Annotated in this window: 11 protein-coding genes; 5 read left to right on the top strand and 6 right to left on the bottom strand. The window is 58.9% G+C overall.

The window, feature by feature from the left end; genetic code table 11:
- Positions 1-454: 454 nt before the first annotated feature.
- Both AC1RP7_RS15790 and AC1RP7_RS15785 read right to left on the bottom strand, forming a co-directional pair.
- Positions 455-1,537 (bottom strand): sterol desaturase family protein, encoded by a 1,083-nt coding sequence (locus tag AC1RP7_RS15790; RefSeq protein WP_493182608.1) that lies wholly within the window; start codon positions 1,535-1,537, stop codon positions 455-457.
- Between the two features lie 77 nt (positions 1,538-1,614).
- Positions 1,615-2,277: a hypothetical protein gene (locus AC1RP7_RS15785; RefSeq protein WP_493182606.1), complete on the bottom strand. Its 663-nt coding sequence runs from the start codon at positions 2,275-2,277 to the stop codon at positions 1,615-1,617.
- 151 nt (positions 2,278-2,428) lie between these two features.
- Between AC1RP7_RS15785 and AC1RP7_RS15780 the strand changes: the two genes are divergently transcribed.
- From AC1RP7_RS15780 to AC1RP7_RS15770, 3 genes are all read left to right on the top strand, one after another.
- Complete coding sequence (locus tag AC1RP7_RS15780) at positions 2,429-2,800, top strand: DUF3302 domain-containing protein (protein ID WP_090456221.1); 372 nt, start codon at positions 2,429-2,431, stop codon at positions 2,798-2,800.
- 3 nt (positions 2,801-2,803) lie between these two features.
- Positions 2,804-3,763 carry an HlyD family secretion protein gene (locus tag AC1RP7_RS15775; RefSeq protein WP_150814616.1) on the top strand — a complete coding sequence of 320 codons (960 nt, stop codon included), beginning with the start codon at positions 2,804-2,806 and terminating at the stop codon, positions 3,761-3,763.
- A 788-nt stretch (positions 3,764-4,551) separates the two neighbouring features.
- The gene (locus AC1RP7_RS15770; RefSeq protein ID WP_090456228.1) at positions 4,552-5,121 is read left to right on the top strand and encodes a DJ-1/PfpI family protein; all 570 of its coding nucleotides are present in this window, start codon (positions 4,552-4,554) and stop codon (positions 5,119-5,121) included.
- Positions 5,122-5,191: 70 nt separating this feature from the next.
- Here AC1RP7_RS15770 and AC1RP7_RS15765 read toward each other — a convergent pair whose 3' ends face one another.
- Positions 5,192-6,007, bottom strand: a complete 816-nt coding sequence (locus AC1RP7_RS15765; RefSeq protein ID WP_090456229.1) for a lytic transglycosylase domain-containing protein — start codon at positions 6,005-6,007, stop codon at positions 5,192-5,194.
- Between the two features lie 415 nt (positions 6,008-6,422).
- Here AC1RP7_RS15765 and AC1RP7_RS15760 point away from each other — a divergent pair, with 415 nt between their 5' ends.
- The gene (locus AC1RP7_RS15760; protein ID WP_090456231.1) at positions 6,423-8,324 is read left to right on the top strand and encodes a potassium transporter Kup; all 1,902 of its coding nucleotides are present in this window, start codon (positions 6,423-6,425) and stop codon (positions 8,322-8,324) included.
- Positions 8,325-8,609: 285 nt separating this feature from the next.
- Positions 8,610-9,905, top strand: a complete 1,296-nt coding sequence (gene cls / locus AC1RP7_RS15755; protein WP_223503007.1) for a cardiolipin synthase — start codon at positions 8,610-8,612, stop codon at positions 9,903-9,905.
- A 118-nt stretch (positions 9,906-10,023) separates the two neighbouring features.
- Here cls and AC1RP7_RS15750 read toward each other — a convergent pair whose 3' ends face one another.
- The 3 genes from AC1RP7_RS15750 to AC1RP7_RS15740 all read right to left on the bottom strand — a co-directional run bounded on the left by AC1RP7_RS15750 (position 10,024) and on the right by AC1RP7_RS15740 (position 14,181).
- Positions 10,024-11,088 carry a GGDEF domain-containing protein gene (locus AC1RP7_RS15750; RefSeq protein ID WP_492585915.1) on the bottom strand — a complete coding sequence of 355 codons (1,065 nt, stop codon included), beginning with the start codon at positions 11,086-11,088 and terminating at the stop codon, positions 10,024-10,026.
- Positions 11,089-11,212: 124 nt separating this feature from the next.
- The gene (locus tag AC1RP7_RS15745; RefSeq protein ID WP_492624206.1) at positions 11,213-12,628 is read right to left on the bottom strand and encodes a purine-cytosine permease family protein; all 1,416 of its coding nucleotides are present in this window, start codon (positions 12,626-12,628) and stop codon (positions 11,213-11,215) included.
- A gap of 512 nt (positions 12,629-13,140) precedes the next feature.
- The gene (locus tag AC1RP7_RS15740) at positions 13,141-14,181 is read right to left on the bottom strand and encodes an ABC transporter substrate-binding protein (protein WP_090456239.1); all 1,041 of its coding nucleotides are present in this window, start codon (positions 14,179-14,181) and stop codon (positions 13,141-13,143) included.
- Positions 14,182-14,185: the final 4 nt, after the last annotated feature.

Raw genomic sequence — 14,185 nt, 5'->3', positions numbered from 1 at the left:
GCGAAGATTTGCCAAGCCGAGAGAAAGTGGCGCAACCAGTTTGATACCAAACAAAAGGTTAGGGTTGGATGTGTGACATCAAAGACTCCGCTGTTCCGACTTGAAGCGCTGGCCTCGCGACAAGCTAACTGGCTCGGTGAAATCTAGCTTGTCAGACCCATTTCCTTCACGGCACGTACGTCGTTGACTTCGTCCCTCTCGATAAACTTCTGGGTAAATTCGGTGCGTGAGAAAATCGATAGCAATTGAGCATTTCAAGCACTGGACACCATGAACCTTCCCAAGGTCAACGCCGCACCTAATCACGCCGGCGGAATCGTCGCCAGCATACCGATCAGGATGGTCAACAGCAGAAAACCGCCGAGAAAAATCGTCATCTTGGCCATGGGGCCTCCCACACTATGAATTGGCGGTACAGGGGCGGCGTGTGCTGCCCGAGCGGCGTACCGAAGACTTATTGTGGGCTGGCGGCTGTATCCGTTACAGAGGCAGATTGCGCTGAAAAATACGGATCAGATCCGTTTTCAGGCTGTGCTTTCGGGGGTTTTCCCGGAAGGAGTTTGCGGGCGATGTCCACGAAAGGCGTGACGATCAACCCTTGCAGCGTCAGGTAACGCTCGTGATCCTGTTCACCGGTGCCGAAGTGAATGGCCTCGGGTGTGGACCGGGTGACGTAGAGCGTGCCGAACATCCAGTCCCACAGTGACAGATTGATGCCGAAGTTCTTGTTGAAGTGTCGCGGCGCATCGCTGTGATGAATCTGGTGTTGCGCCGGGCTGCTCAGCACCCGTTCCAGCACCGGCCCGAAGGATAACCAGACATGGCTGTGACGCAGGTTGGCCGCCAGGCCATTGAAGATGAACACCATGTAGGTCACGCCAAACAAGGTATAGCGGCTGATCTCCCCGCCGCAGGCGTACCAGAAGACCCCGGCAAATGCGCCGACGCAGATGATATCCGTGAGCTTTTCGACCACTTCTTCCAGAAAGTGCACGCGGCTGGCCGTCGCCGGCACCAGCACGGGCGCCGAATGATGGACTTTGTGGAAGGCCCACAGATACCGCGAATGGAAGGCGCGATGGCCCCAGTAATGGCTGAAATCCTTGACCAGAAATACGCCCAGCCCATAGAGCAGGGTCAGCGCCAGGTTCTCTTCCACTTGCGTACGCGCGCCCCACAGCTGGGTGAAGAACGCGATGTAGTCCGCTGAACGCAAGACGTACGGATCGACCAGGCCGACGATGGGCAGCACCAGGGCAACCTTGAGGATGGCGAGTACGAAGTAGTAGCGGTAGTCGAGCAGCGCCGAGCGATGCAGGTACACCCGGCAGCCGCCGATGAACTGCCCGAATGAGCGCGCGTCGGTCAAGCCCCGGGATTTGCGGTAGCGGAACAGGCAATAGGCGACGCTGTAAGACATGCAGAGAAAGGCTAGACCGAGTCTGCCGTTGAAGTCGAAAATGCCCAGGAACTGCCGGGTGACCGGCTCGAATACCCACTGGGATAAATGAAGATGGATTGCGGCGAGAACATCCATACCGGGCTGCCCGACGTAAATGGAAGAGCAATTGTAAATGAGAACGAGTCTTTAGTGTGTTGAATGATGCCCGGTTTTTATCCACCCAGCGCAATGATTGCAAGGATCAGCACGCCCCCCGTGGCGGCCATGATCACCCCACCCTGCCATTGCGTGGCGCCAGCGTATCTGGCGAGCAGCCAGCCTGCGATGAACAGCACCACAAGCCCGATCAGGTTGGACAGGCGGATGGCGAGCGCCGTCTGATCGAGCAGTATGAACGGCACCACCAACGGAAATGTCGAGCACACGACCAACAGGAAAACACCGAGGGCGCCCCTGAAGTCGCTCCAGCCGAGGCCGGCCCTGATCGGCAAGGGGGGCTGCTCGAGCAGCCGACGGCGCAACAACTCCAGGCCCTCACTGCCGGCCGCCGTCGCGAACTGCAACGGCAACACTTGCGCAACGAGCGCCTGACCGGCCGCGGCGTCCGTGCCATTACGCAAGGCCATGTACAGCTTGATCCTGCGCGTGCGCTCGACCAGTGCGCGCAACAGGTACATGACCGCATCGGCCAGTCCCCAGGCGAGATTGCAGCCGAGCGCGGCAATCATCATCGTGCGTTCGGCGGCCTGGTCTGCCGTGGCCACGCTGATGGTGCCGGTGAACGTCATGGCCATCAGCAGGCCGAAGATCACCTCGGTAATGCGCTCGACAGGGTCAAGTACAGGCGCCCTCTCGAATTGAGCTTTGGTTGGCATGAACTCACCTCGTCGGAGTGTGCTTGCACGATATCGGTCGACGCTTCGGCCAGGCACCGGTTGTTCCGGCTGGATATCCGCATCCCCGTCAAGTGTAGATTGAACGGCTACACTCAGGCGCACACGCTATCTGCTTCAAGAGGACTGGTTCATGCTTGAATACTTCGCCCTGGGCGTACTGATATTTGTAGGACTCTTCTTGTTCTACGGGATCATCCTGCTCCACGACATCCCCTATGAAATTGCCGTCCACCGCAACCACCCTCACCAGGATGCGATCCACGCCACCGGCTGGGTCAGCCTCTTCACCTTGCACGCACTCTGGCCGTTCCTGTGGATCTGGGCGATGGCCTATCGGGAGGACCGGGGCTGGGGTTTCAGTGACGGACATTCACCCAAAAGTCATGTGGTTCACCTCGAACAACAGGTCGCCGAGCTGCAAGGCCGGATCGAGCGCCTGGAGTCAGCGATGGGTACGGCACAGAACCGTGTGCCAACGGACAATCTCGGCGAGGGCATTTGAGCCATGGATCTCTTACTCATTCTGACGTATGCCGCTCTCTGCGTAGCCATCTTCAAGATCTTCCGCATCCCCCTGAACAAATGGACGGTGCCCACGGCGGTGCTGGGCGGGATCGTGATTATCGGCACGCTGATTTTCACGATGAACTACAACCACCCCTACTCCGAGGTGGCGCGTTCCTATTTCGTATCGGTTCCGGTGATACCCGTGGTCAGCGGCCAGGTGATCGATGTATCGGTGAAGACCAACCAGCCCCTGGAAAAAGGCGATGTGCTGTTTCGCATCGACCCTGCGCCTTTCGAATACCGGGTGAAATCCCTCAAGGCACAGCTGATTGCCGCCCAGGCCGATCGCGCCCGGATCACCGAGCTGATCAAGCGTAACTTCAGTACCCAACGGGAACTGGATATGGTGGTCGCTCGCAGTGATGACCTGAAGGCACAACTGGACAACGCGCAGTACGAACTCGACAACACCACCGTCCGTGCGCCGAGCAAAGGCTTCGTCACCCATGTTTCACTGCGTCCGGGCATGATGGCGACCAAGTTGCCGCTGCGCCCTTCGATGGTCTTCATTCCCGCCGAAGGGCATTACTTCTCTGCGTGGATGCGCCAGAACAGCCTGTTGCGCCTGACCGAGGGCGACGAGGCCGAGGTCGCTTTCGACGGCATTCCAGGCAAGGTTTTCGAAGGCAAGGTCAAGACCGTCGTTTCGGTCATCGCCGAAGGCCAGATCCAACCGTCGGGCACACTGATCAGCTTCACCGGTTCACCACCGGCCGGCCGGGTTCCGGTGATCATTGAGATCACCGATCCCGACTATGCCCAGTACGCCGACCAGATGCCCGGCGGCGCCTACGGCCAGGCGGCGTTGTACAGCCAGCATTTCCACCACATCGCGATGATGCGCAAAATCCTTCTGCGCATGGCGGCATGGATGAATTACATCTTTCCGTTCCACTAACCTGGCAGCATCGGCAACTGGCTCAATCCTTGACTGGGGCCAGTTGCCGGTTCAGCGAACCGGCCTGATCGCGTTATTGCAGCGACTGATCGAGCAGGCTGAGGGTCAGAGGGAGAAGGTCAGACAGTGGATCGCACCATTGTGGTACTGGAAGAATCGACAAGGAGGAGCGAAGCAGCGAGGGTCGGCGCTAAATAATCCAATACAGCAGCAGGCGAGAAGCAATCCAGTGCGACGCCTGGATTACCCCCCATGCCAGCAGGGCACACATCAACAGGTAGCCCGCAAGGAACTTGAACATCGCGTCCCTTTCCACGCAACCCTCCCGGCTTTACAGCCCTACAGGGCGTTCAATGCGAATGCGTAACCCATACTACGCCCGCTTCGCCCTTTAAGGTTTCGATTGCCAGAATGGTTTGCAGTTCCACCGGCTGGGTGATTGCACAGACTTGCCCACCGTTTTTCCAGTCATCCCATTTCCCTGTATCAAGCGGCCAGAGGCAAGTTAGTGGTTGTCCTCTACGGTATCTGTTGGAGGTAGCTCCACTCATTTCACCTTCAGACGAGGATGAATCATGCGGATGTGGATGGAGGGCAGGCGAAGAACCGGCAAGTACCTGGTTGAAGAGGTAACTACAGAGGCAACGGCAACTTCATTGATTTTTTCTCACGTCCAGTAACAGTCAGGATGGCGTTGGGATTTTTTTCAACACAATAGACCCGAAGCGGACGTTGAGATCTGTTTGTTGTCGCTTTATGTTGTTCGTTTTCATGGAGGATTCGGACTGATGGCACGCTTGGGCTTGATACTGACACCCGGTTTTGCGGACTGGGAATACGCTTTCATTGCAGGAACCGCATCCCCGTTTTACGGGATCGACGTCAGGTTTTTCACCTCTACTACGGGGCAGTTCCGCTCGCAGGGCGGATTGGCTGTAACTGTGGATAGCAGCTTGCAACAATGCCTGGACTGGAAGCCGGACGTTGTTGTCGTCATCGGTGGAATGATCTGGGAGCGTGCAGATGCACCGGATATTCGGGACTTTCTTCATGCTAGTCGTTCAAGTGGAGCGACCATTGCCGGTATCTGTGGGGGGACGCTGGCACTTGCGAGGGCCGGGCTTCTCGACACGGTCCCTCATACTTCGAACAGCGCTGACTTCTTACAACAGAATGCCGTAGGTTATGACGGGGCTACGCTTTATCGAAGCAGTCAAGTAGCGGTGGTTGCCGACCGCATCATAACTGCTCCAGGTCCTGCTCCCGTTAGCTTTACCTGCGCAGTGTTCGAAGCTGCCGGGTTATCTTCAGAGATCATTTCGCAGTTCAGGTCAATGTTGGCAGCGGAACACGGGTGACCGCTTCGTCCTATAAAAACAGCCGATCAGGTGATGTGTTCGAGGTCCGCTCCTGGCCGGTTTCTGCCTCTCACGGACGGCCGCTATGGTTGCGATAGCGTTCGGTCAAGGACTGCACGAGGGTGACGTAGGATTGCGTTTCGGCGTAGGGAGGCACCCCGTTGTACTGGACCACGGACGCTTCGCCGGCGTTGTAACCTGCCAACGCCAGCATCTGGTTGCCGTTGAAGCGCTTGAGCAGCCAGGCCAGGTAGCGCACGCCGCCACGAATGTTCTGTCGTGCGTCGAACGGATCGTCCACGGCGAAGCGCTCGGCGGTGGCGGGCATCAACTGCATCAGCCCCTGGGCGCCGGCTTCGGAAATGACGTTGGGGCGAAACGCCGATTCGGCATGTATCACAGCGCGGACCAGCGCCCTGTCGACACCATAATGACCCGAAGCGGCTTCGATCTCCCGCCGATAGGAATGGGTGTCCAGGCGCAGTGAGGCGACCTTGAAATCCTTCGGCGCCATGCACAGATAGCAGCCCTTGATGTAATAGAGCTCAAGGACATCGACCCGTGCGGAGATCCCGACGGGGCGCCGGCTCACATATTGACGATTACCCTTGTGGATGAAAGTCCACACCCGAATCCGCACCGCGCCTGGGGTGTCGTCCCGCACAACCCGTGGCAGGGCCATTGCCTTGGCGCCGACACCGGCGCCCGCCATGCCATTGAGGCGAGTGCAGCGGGCGCTGGCGATGGCTTGGCTGGTGTAGCTGATGGCTCCGTCCCTGGCTTGGCACTTGAACATGGCGCTGGCGCACAGTGGAGTGACCAGCACGGCCAGCTCGATGCAGCCAAGAAAGCTCTTGCGAGCCCATCGCCATGCTCTGGAACTCATCACATCGCTCCGCACCGCAGGCGCCGATCAGGCCTGGGGCGCCCGGACCGGGCGCTGCCTTTGGAGGGCCTATTCTGGGTGACCCGCCTTTTGTTCTGATAGTTATACCCCTTGTAACCGGCCTTGGAACTTGCGTTGACGTACGGGCTGACGACGTTCCCAGGCGAGGCGCAGGTCTGATTGCTCGCACGACGCGTCGGGCCGGGGCGGGACAGGCCCAAGCCACTGGATCTGATGTTTCGAATATCTGCCGTAAATTTTTTACGCTTTCTTTACGACTGCTGTTTGCGCCCTCAAAGATACTGGCCGCGACTTTTTAGATCGTCCATGCGCCTTGAAGCTTCAGTGGCCCAGGCACATCGTTTTGCCCAAGGATGGCATGTATTTCCTCCCCGTAATTCGAGAGAAGCGACCCTTGAGTGAAACAGCAATCGGAGCACATGAAAACTCGCAATCCAAAGCGTCAGGAGTGGGCTTGCTCGTCGCCGCGGTCGGAGTGGTTTACGGGGACATTGGCACCAGCCCCCTCTACACGCTGAAAGAAGTATTTTCTGGCCACTACGGAGTTCAGGCCAACCACGACGGCGTGCTGGGTATTCTGTCGTTGGTCTTCTGGTCACTGATTTGGGTCGTCTCGATCAAATATGTGCTGTTCATCCTGCGTGCCGACAACCAGGGTGAAGGCGGCATCATGGCGTTGACGGCTTTGGCTCGCCGCGCAGCCGCCCCTTATCCGCGCATGAGTAAAATACTCGTTCTGCTTGGCCTGTTTGGTGCGGCACTTTTTTACGGGGACAGCATGATCACCCCGGCTATTTCGGTGCTCTCTGCGGTTGAAGGGTTACAGCTGGCGTTTGACGGAATTGAACACTGGGTCGTGCCTTTATCAGTGATCGTGCTGGTGGCGCTGTTCTTGATACAGAAACACGGCACGGCTCGCATCGGCATTCTGTTCGGCCCAGTGATGGTGCTGTGGTTTGTCGTGCTGGGTGCGCTGGGGGTCTATGGCATTTTACAGCGGCCGGAAGTGCTGCAAGCGCTCAATCCATACTGGGGAGCGCATTTTTTCATCGCCCATCCGGGAATCGGTGTGGCCATCCTCGGGGCAGTGGTGCTTGCGCTGACGGGCGCCGAAGCACTGTATGCAGACATGGGGCACTTCGGTCGCAAACCCATTGCCCGCGCCTGGTTCATTTTGGTATTGCCAGGACTGGTACTCAATTATTTTGGCCAAGGTGCCTTGATCCTGGAAAACCCTGAGGCGGTGCGCAATCCATTTTATTTGCTCGCGCCGGGCTGGGCACTGCTGCCGATGGTCGCACTCTCTACACTGGCAACCATCATCGCTTCTCAAGCCGTGATCTCCGGCGCATTTTCCCTGACACACCAGGCCATCCAGCTTGGGTATGTCCCTCGCATGTTTATCCAGCATACCTCCAGCCAGGAGCAGGGACAGATTTACATCGGTACCGTTAACTGGGCGTTGATGGTCGGTGTTGTGCTGCTGGTACTTGGTTTCGAGTCGTCCAGTGCTTTGGCCGCCGCTTATGGGGTCGCTGTAACGGGCACCATGCTGATCACCACCATCCTGTCCTCGGCCGTCGTCCTGCTGCTATGGAAAACCCCGCGCTGGCTGGCCGTTCCGATGCTGCTCGGTTTTCTGCTGGTAGACAGCCTGTACTTCGCGGCCAATGCTCCGAAGATCTTCCAGGGCGGTGCGTTCCCGGTGATTGCTGGCATTGGCCTGTTCATTTTGATGACCACCTGGAAACGTGGCCGCAAGATCATTGTTGAACGGCTGGACGAAACCGCGCTGCCGCTACCACTGTTTATCGGTAGCATCCGCACGCAGCCCCCTCATCGGGTACAGGGTACGGCGGTATTTCTGACAGCCAGGTCCGATGCCGTTCCGCATGCGCTGCTGCACAACCTGCTGCATAACCAGGTTTTGCATGAGCAAGTGGTACTGCTTACGGTGGTGTCTGAAGACAGCCCTCGTGTGAGTGCTGATCGACGGTTTGAGGTTGAAGCGTATGGCGAAGGGTTCTTCCGGGTCAGTCTGCACTTTGGCTTTATCGAAGAGCCCGATGTCCCCTTGGCGTTGAGTCTCTGTCACTTGGCCGAGCTGGACTTCAGCCCGATGCGCACCACCTATTTCCTGAGCCGGGAAACGGTGATCCCGACCAAGCGCATCGGTATGGCCCGTTGGCGAGAAAGCCTTTTCGCCTTTTTACTCAAGAACGCCAACAGCAACCTTAAGTACTTCAAGTTGCCGTTGAATCGGGTGATAGAACTGGGCACACAGGTGGAGATGTAAGGAACTGGCAAGATCGCACTGGCGGTCTTGTTTACTCGGCAGCAAACGACCCATTCCCGAAAGCAACAATCGGCCAAAAGCACTCTCTGACGACGAACCCTGCCCTTGCGCAGTAGTCAAAGCAAGTGACGGCATCGCCACTCGCTATCACCGTCCTCACAAAGAGGGGGCCTGATGAATCTTTTTGCCACATGTAAGGGTGTGTGTGTTCCTCTGGCTCTGTGCATGGCTGTGCTCCTGGCATTTGTGGTTTCCTGCAGTACATTGCCCAGGATAGTGCCCGATATGGCTCGCGCGCCCTCTGCGCCAGTGCAGCTCGACGGGGTACACGGGCCTCTGTCAGCCGAGCGCAGCAAGGCCATTCTCGATCGACTCGAGTCCACCGGCGCAGAGACCGACATCTTCGACGTGCACCTCGCAATCGAAGAGTCCATCGTCGGCAGCCCGCTGACGGAAGGAAACAAGGTCGACTTGCTGCAGGACGGCCCCACCACCTACCAGTCGATGATCAAAGCCGTGGAAGCAGCGCGCGACCACATCAACATGGAGACCTACATCCTCGACGATGATGAAGTCGGCCAGCGCTTCGCCACCGCGCTGATCGCTCGGCAACGGCAAGGCGTACAGGTCAATCTGATCCGTGACAGCGTCGGAACCCTTAAAACATCATCAGCGTTTTTCTCTCAATTGACCGACGCGGGCGTCAAGGTGCTGGAGTACAACCCAGTCAATCCGGTGACGGCCAAAGCGGGCTGGGACGTGAACCAGCGCGATCACCGAAAGCTGCTGATCGTGGACGGCCGTATTGCCTTTCTCGGCGGGATCAACATCAGCAGCGTCTATTCGGGGAGCTCGTTCAACTCTTACTCAAAGACTCGCCCAAATGGTGATTTGCCCTGGCGCGATACCGACTTGCGCATCGAGGGGCCTGTGGTTGCGGAACTCCAGAAGCTGTTCATCGGAACCTGGGCTACCCAGAAAGGCGAACCACTCGCAGCTCGCCACTACTTTCCGCCGCCCGAGCGCAAAGGCACCGAGGTGGTGCGGGCCATCGGAAGCTCGCCAAATGAGCCGTTCAGCCTGATCTATGCCACGCTGATTTCGGCGCTGCGTAGCGCGCAATCCGAGATATGGCTGACTAACGCCTACTTTATTCCCGACCCGCAGTTGCTGGCGGCACTCAAGGAGGCTGCAGCACGTGGCGTCGACGTCAAGCTGGTGCTGCCCAGCAGCACCGATTCGTGGCTGGTGTTCCATGCTGGACGCGCCTACTACAGCGAGCTGCTGAAAGCCAACGTCAAGCTTTACGAACGCAAAGACGCGCTACTCCACGTCAAGACAGCAGTAATCGATGGCGTGTGGTCGACTGTCGGCTCCACCAACCTCGACTGGCGTAGCTTCCTGCATAACGATGAAGTCAACGTTGTTGTGCTGGGCGCCGGGTTTGGAAAAAAAATGCAGGCGGCATTCCTGGCCGATCTCGCCAAGTCGAACGAAATCAAGATGGAAAAGTGGCAGAGCCGCTCGCTCGGTGTGAAAGCCAAGGAGCAGATGGCGCGCCTTTGGGAGTACTGGCTCTGAGTTGAGTGGCGTGTCACCGGGATGTGCTGTTCTGCACCCTGATGGGTATGTCGCTAACCCATGCCCAGGAAGCAGCGTAGACTTTCGCCAGCGACCTTGACCCCCGTGAAACTGAAATCTACGACCCGACCGCTACGGCAGGCTGCTGACGCACCTGATTGCGCCCGTTGCGCTTGGCCTGGTATAGCGCGTCGTCTGCGCGGGTCACCAGGCTTTCCGGTGTATCGCCGGGTTGTGCATGGGCCACGCCGAACGAGGCGGTGATGGTGTCCAGCACCGTGTCGGTGCCCCGGGCCTTGACCCGCAGCGACTGGATTTTCAAACGCAGGCGCTCGGCAAAAGCGCCCGCGGCGGCCAGGTCCGGACAATCCTTGAGCACCACGCAAAACTCCTCGCCGCCATAACGTGCCGCGAACGCTTCGCCAGGCAGCGAATCGCGCAACACCCGGGCGACATGCTGAAGTACGCGGTCGCCCAAGGGGTGGCCGTACTGGTCGTTGAATTGCTTGAAGTGGTCGATATCCAGCATGACCAGCGCCACGCCCGTCGCCACGTTGCTCAAGGCCTGTTCAAGCTGGCGGTTGAAGGTGGTGCGGTTGAGCAATTCGGTCAGGCCATCGAGGGTCGCGGCCAGTTGGGCGCGCTCCAGCTTGTCACGCAGGCTTTTGATTTCATGCTGTGCCGATTGCAACTGGGCGAGGAAGTGTTCCTGCTGCCCCTGCATCAGCCGGGTGCTCTGTTGCAGTTGGGTCAGGATGCTCGGCAAGCGCTCGCTGGCTGGCTCTTCGAGCATCTGCAGGTATTGGCCGAGGCTGGCCTGGAAATCCTGGTTACCCTTCACGCTGCGCGATACATCGCGCTCCATGTCGTCGACCAGATTGATCGCGTCCTGCTGCCCGGAGCGGGCGTCCGCCAGTTCATCGCGGATGATGTACTCGCGAAACAGCTTGGCGGCCGACTCCGGCGGGAAGTAGTCGAAGTCGTTGACCACCCGGTCCAGGTGCCGATTGAGCTCCGGCTCCTGGCCCTTGCTGTAGGTGTACCAGAGCGCGTAGTGCACCGGGTTGGGTGGAATGTTGTGACGAACCATCAGCGGCACTGCCTGCTTGAGCAATGCCGCCGCCTCGCGGGAGTCTTCTGGATACAGCGCTAGAACAGTCGCACGCGTGTCTGATTGGCTCATGGTTTCACTATGATTGTTATCATTGGCGTTTGGCAAACTTGCTGAGCATAGCCATACGCCCGGCAAACGACCATCCCGAATTACACAATCATTTCAACCCGGTACGCCTGTGCCACAGGCCCGATCAACTGTTGGTCGGCATCAGACTGGCCATGTTCTGGCGCCGACGATAAGCCGTATCACGGTTCGCCAGCCAGTAGTACAGCGGTGTGGTGACCACCAGCCCGACCAACCAGGATAAATCCGCACCATCAATGTGCACGGCCACGGGACCGGTGTATATCGGCGTGTTCATGAACGGGATCTGCACCACGATGCCGATGGCGTAGGCCAACAGCGCCTGCGGGTTGAAGCGGCCATAGATGCCGCCGTCGACGCGGAAGATCGAGGCGATGTCGTACTCACCCTTGTGGATCGCGTAGAAGTCGATGAGGTTGATCGCGGTCCACGGCACCAGCACCACCAGCAACGCCAGTACCAGGTCGACGAAATGCCCGATGAAATCCGCCGAGGCGCCGATGGCCGCCACGCAGCAACCGGCCAGGATGATCAGCGACAGTACCGCCCGGCTCGAAGCAGTCGGAATCCAGCGGTGGGCGAAGGTTTGCAGCAAGGTGATCACCGACAGCACGGCGCCATACAGATTCAGGGCGTTGTGGCTGATCACGCTGAGCAGAAACAGCACCAGCATCAGCGGGCCGATGGCGCCGGTCGCGAGTTTCACCGCATCCATGGTGTCCATACCCACCGGCGTGGCCAGCACGGCGACGGCACCGAACACGAAGGACAGGATTGAACCCAGCGAGGAGCCGAGGTAGGTCGCCCAGAACGTCGAACTGACCTTCACGTCTTTGGGCAGGTAGCGCGAGTAGTCGGACACGTAGGGCGCGAATGCGATCTGCCACAGCGCCGCCAGCGACACCGTGGCCAGCCAGCCGGAGATGTTGAAACTGCCACGTGTCAGGAAGTCATCGGTCTGCACGTGGGTCAGGATGTAGCCGAAGCCGAGCACGATGCCGAGGCCCAGCACCCAGGTGCCGATGCGATTGAGCACGTGGATGAAGCGGTAGCCAATGATGCCGATGATCCCCGAGCCAAGGCCGCCAAGGACGATGCCGACCGACACCGGCACGCTCTCGACCACGCCATGCAGCGACTTGCCGGCCAGGACGATGTTGGAAGCGAAGAAACCGATGTACATCACGCCGGCAATCACCACCACCAGCAACGCGCCCAGCGAACCGAACTGAGCGCGACTCTGGATCATCTGCGGAATGCCCATCTGCGGGCCTTGCGCCGAGTGCAGCGCCATCAGCACACCGCCGACCAGGTGGCCGACAATGATCGCGACGATGCCCCAGACCAGATTCAGGTGAAACAACTGCACGCCAAGCGCGCCGGTAACGATGGGCAACGGCGCGATATTGCCGCCGAACCACAGGGTGAACAGATCTTTGACCTTTCCGTGGCGATCCTCAGGGGGGACGTACCCGATCGTGTGTTTCTCGATGAGCGGGGCGGATGAAGCGGTGGTGGACATGACGAACTCCAAGGCAAGGATGAGTACGTGTTCGTACTTCGGTGTGCGCGGGCATACCTGCGCATTTCTTGTTGGAGGCGATCATGGACAAAGAGCGAGAGGAGGAAAATTAGTTAATTTGTGCCTTTAAACCTTAAAAAAGATTGCGCGGTTTTCCGGAATAACCGGCAGAAAAAACCAATAAAAATAAAATACTGATCAGAACACCATGACAACTGAACGACGAAATCCCTGTGGGAGCGAGCTTGCTCGCGATGGCGGAGAGTCAGCCAACGAAGATGTTGAATCTGACGGCCTCATCGCGAGCAAGCTCGCTCCCACAGGGTCCTTCGTCCGAATTGACTACCATCGTCATTCCGTGAAGACGGCAAAGCATGAACCCGAGGTATTGCACTGCGCTTTTTGTGGGAGCGAGCTTGCTCGCGATGGCGGCGGCACATCCAACATCGATGTGACTGAAGTACCGCTTTCGCGAGCAAGCCCGCTCCCACAGGGGTTATGCGGTGCCTGTATCAGCGCGCAGCCCAGGCATTGAAGCGCTGCTCAAGCTCCTCGCCATGGTCAACCCAGAACTCCGCGTCCACGGCCCGCGCGCCGGCCAGGTTGGCCTCTGCGGTCGGCAGTTGGTCCTGCACATCCTTGGGCAGCAATGGCAGGGTCTGGCGATGCACCGGCCCGTAGGGGATGGTTTCCGAGAAGACTTTTTGCGTCTGCGGCTGGCTGGCAAAGGCGATGAAGTTTTCCGCCAATGCCTTGTTCGGCGTGCCTTTGACCACCGCCCAGTATTCCGGGTCGTACAGGCTCTGCGGCCAGACGATGCTCAATTTCATGCCTTCCTTCTGCGCCGAAGCGATCCGGCCGTTGTAGGCCGCGCTCATCACCACGTCACCGGCCACCAGCCATTGCGCCGGCTGCGCGCCCGCCTCCCACCACTGGATGTTCGGCTTGATCTGGTCGAGCTTGGCAAAAGCCCGCGTCACGCCTTGCGGGGTTTTCAAGACCTTGTACACGTCGTCCGCCTTGACGCCGTCGGCGAGCAACGCGATTTCCAGGGTGTACTTGGCGCTCTTGCGCAGGCCGCGCTTGCCCGGGAAGTCGGCGACGTTCCAGAAGTCGGCCCAGGACTGCGGCGCCTTGGCCTGCTTGCTCTGGTCGTAGGCCATGACCATCGACCAGACATAGGTTGCGACACCGCACTCGGTCAGCGCACCCGGCACGAAGTTCGCCGAATCACCAAAGCGTCCCGCATCGAGCTTCTCGAACAGGCCCTCTTCGCAGCCACGCAACAACTCGGGGCTTTCGACTTCCACCACGTCCCAGCTGGTGTGACCGGCGGAGACCATGGCCTTGATCTTCGACAGCTCGCCGTTGTACTCCCCGGCGATGATGTTGCCCGCGCCGCTGGCGTTGAAGGGCTGGAAGTAGGCCTTATCCTGGGCCTGTTTGGTAGCACCACCGAAGGAAATCACGGTGAGGTCCTGGGGGGCCGCCCACACACTGGCACTCAACAACGCCAGGGCAAACGGAACACTGCAACGCAAGGATCTGGACATGGAT

The organism is Pseudomonas sp. GW822-FHT01E03 (assembly GCF_058802985.1).
Note: the sequence above shows the minus strand (reverse complement) of the source record. Positions and strands in the feature narration are given on the sequence as shown.

Bases quoted from the DNA above. Each gene is read 5' to 3' on its own strand.
- AC1RP7_RS15790 (WP_493182608.1), bottom strand. From the start codon at position 1,537: ATGGATGTTCTCGCCGCAATCCATCTTCATTTATCCCAGTGGGTATTC.
- AC1RP7_RS15785 (WP_493182606.1), bottom strand. From the start codon at position 2,277: ATGCCAACCAAAGCTCAATTCGAGAGGGCGCCTGTACTTGACCCTGTC.
- AC1RP7_RS15780 (WP_090456221.1), top strand. From the start codon at position 2,429: ATGCTTGAATACTTCGCCCTGGGCGTACTGATATTTGTAGGACTCTTC.
- AC1RP7_RS15775 (WP_150814616.1), top strand. From the start codon at position 2,804: ATGGATCTCTTACTCATTCTGACGTATGCCGCTCTCTGCGTAGCCATC.
- AC1RP7_RS15770 (WP_090456228.1), top strand. From the start codon at position 4,552: ATGGCACGCTTGGGCTTGATACTGACACCCGGTTTTGCGGACTGGGAA.
- AC1RP7_RS15765 (WP_090456229.1), bottom strand. From the start codon at position 6,007: ATGAGTTCCAGAGCATGGCGATGGGCTCGCAAGAGCTTTCTTGGCTGC.
- cls (WP_223503007.1), top strand. From the start codon at position 8,610: ATGGCTCGCGCGCCCTCTGCGCCAGTGCAGCTCGACGGGGTACACGGG.
- AC1RP7_RS15750 (WP_492585915.1), bottom strand. From the start codon at position 11,088: ATGAGCCAATCAGACACGCGTGCGACTGTTCTAGCGCTGTATCCAGAA.
- AC1RP7_RS15745 (WP_492624206.1), bottom strand. From the start codon at position 12,628: ATGTCCACCACCGCTTCATCCGCCCCGCTCATCGAGAAACACACGATC.
- AC1RP7_RS15740 (WP_090456239.1), bottom strand. From the start codon at position 14,181: ATGTCCAGATCCTTGCGTTGCAGTGTTCCGTTTGCCCTGGCGTTGTTG.